The sequence below is a fragment of the Candidatus Culexarchaeum yellowstonense genome, from assembly GCF_024707025.1.
GTDB lineage: Archaea > Thermoproteota > Methanomethylicia > Culexarchaeales > Culexarchaeaceae > Culexarchaeum.
The window spans coordinates 1-2243 of the sequence record NZ_JANGFQ010000147.1 but is presented as its reverse complement, the minus strand read 5'-3'; the positions used below and the strand labels follow the sequence as shown (position 1 = coordinate 2243).

Annotated in this window: 4 protein-coding genes; 3 read left to right on the top strand and 1 reads right to left on the bottom strand. The window is 37.2% G+C overall.

From position 1 onward, the window contains the following. Window positions 1-154: 154 nt before the first annotated feature. Window positions 155-1054, bottom strand: coding sequence for a hypothetical protein (locus tag MRT15_RS09870; protein WP_304329926.1), 900 nt, complete (start codon window positions 1052-1054; stop codon window positions 155-157). Between the two features lie 179 nt (window positions 1055-1233). On the opposite strand from MRT15_RS09870, the gene MRT15_RS09865 reads away from it, so the two are divergent. The 3 genes from MRT15_RS09865 to MRT15_RS12625 all read left to right on the top strand — a co-directional run. Continuing rightward, complete coding sequence (locus MRT15_RS09865) at window positions 1234-1569, top strand: nucleotidyltransferase family protein (RefSeq protein ID WP_304329925.1); 336 nt, start codon at window positions 1234-1236, stop codon at window positions 1567-1569. Then, the gene (locus MRT15_RS09860; RefSeq protein WP_304329924.1) at window positions 1556-1900 is read left to right on the top strand and encodes a DUF86 domain-containing protein; all 345 of its coding nucleotides are present in this window, start codon (window positions 1556-1558) and stop codon (window positions 1898-1900) included. Before MRT15_RS09865 ends, MRT15_RS09860 begins: the two co-directional genes overlap by 14 nt. Before the next feature lie 205 nt (window positions 1901-2105). Beyond that, window positions 2106-2243: ribosomal protein L13e (locus MRT15_RS12625; protein WP_369684971.1), on the top strand; the 138-nt coding region annotated here is incomplete at its 3' end.

Genomic DNA, 2243 nt, shown 5'->3' with positions numbered 1-2243 from the left:
CAGAGAGGGAGTTTCATAATTTGAGATTAATGGTTAACGGATACTTCAAGTATAACTGTTTCCATATTAATATGGTCTACATAATTAAGCTATTTTTATTCGTGAATAGGTTAAGTGAATTGATATGCATTTTGCTGTTCGTTTAAAGGTGATTTCATGTCACTTTAACGCTTTTCAGTTTGAAGAAGGCTATGGAGGTAATCATCCATGCTATGGGCATTACCATTAGAGCTCCAATCACGTTGAGCATTAAGGATTCTATTACTCCTAGTGCCAGTAGCTCACCAGCTATTTGGAAGGATTTCTTGCCTGTTTTCATTTTTAAGAGGGTGAAGGCATCGTTAAAGTAGAGTGCTCCAAGTAGGGGGAGGGTTAAAGATGCCACTGCAGTCAGAATGAGGGAGATTATCTTGAAATTTGGAGAGAAACCTGCCATCATGAAGCAGAAGATTATTGCAATAGTAAGCATCCCCATGAGGAATATTAGCTTATGAAGGAAATTCTTCAATACAATTAGTGAGAATATTATTGACCCAATGGTTATGATGAAGGAGATGGCTACTGCAATAGTTAATGCGTTCTCTTCAGCCCAGAACATTAATAAGAATGCCAGGGAAAATGTTGGCAATAGCAACACCATAAAGAAGGTCGTTAGCACATAATCTACGTATTCACTAAGCGTGTCCACCACATAGCTGGAGCAAAAGTATCCCATCCTGCTTGCTTCATAATGTATCAAGATAATCAGAATTAGAAGAACGAAGAATACCACTACACCAAGAAATTCGAATAGTGATAAGACTAGAATAGTTGCTATTAGACTAGTAATCCAGAATCCAAAGCCGCGCAGAAGATTATTGAATATTCCCATCTCGGAGTAATATTTAGAGATATTTCTAACGCCAAGCAAGAGTAGGATAATGCCGAGTAATAGTGAGAAGACTCCAAGTATGGGTATGGGCAGTATGGTGAGGGAGCCTAATGCTAGGAGTAGTGATCCAAACCCACCTAAATTCTTACCAGTTTTAAGGTTACTAAACTCCAGCGAATTCACATTCAAAATATTTAATGTTTAAGTAATTATGCTTTTGGGTATTCATCCATCAACTCAGCACCTTAACATCCCACAATCACATTATGCTCTATAGGCAAACTTGCTATGAAAAATGATTTTGGAGAATCCTTTGCGGAAATAATGTTTAAATTTGGGGGGAGGGCTTCAGTAATTGAGATATGAGTGTTAAAGTTAATATTCAGAATTTGCCAGAAGAGTTGAGGAGAGAGGGGTTAGAGGATAAGCTAATTGAAATTTGTCAGAGAAATGATATAGTTTTCATGGCAATTTTCGGCTCCTTCGTTAGGGGTGAGCAGAAGAGGAAGAGTGATATAGATATAGTAATCGAATTTGATCGGAAAAGCGAGAAAAGTCTTCTCGATTTAGTTAGAATAGAGAACGAATTGAGGAAAGTATTTAAAAGGAAAGTTGACCTTGTAACTCTTAGTAGTCTAAACCCCAACATAATGGAAAATGTTAAAAGAGAGATGCGAATCATCTATGAAAAGAGATAGAGCATATTTAAAACACATCCTAGAGGCTATTTCCAACATAGAGAAATTTGTAGAAGGCTTAACCAAAGAAGATTTTCTTGAAAATGTGGAGAAACAGTACGCTGTGGTAAGAGGACTTGAGATAATTGGCGAGGCAACGAAAAATTTGAGCAGAGAATTAAAGGCAAAGCATCGTGAGATTCCATGGAGAGACATTGCTGGTATGAGGAATAAGTTGATCCACAAATATTTTGGTATAGATTTGGAACTGGTATGGGTAACCATCAAAAACAAACTTCCTGAATTCAAAAAGCAAGTCCTCAAAATATTAATGGAAATCGAAGGGAAATGAGTATTGAAAATGTTGTTGCTTTATTAAAATTTAACTGAAAATGCTATGCTCACAATTCAAACAGCCCCATGCTAGAGAACATTTCATCTTAATTAGCGTTAAGAATCAATGTTTATTCATCAACCTTCAATAGGCTAATGAGGGTGAGATGAGGGGAAAACTTAAATTTGCCATTAAATTAGAATCTTAGAAGATTGAGGGGGTGATGGAGGTGGAGGATGAGCCTAAACCCCTTGTGAAATCTGTTTTAAATTTGAAGTTGCCGCCGAAGATTAGGGTTGGGAGAGGGTTTAGTTTGGGGGAGCTTAAGGAGGCTGGAGTAACGTTAATTGAAGCTAAGAGG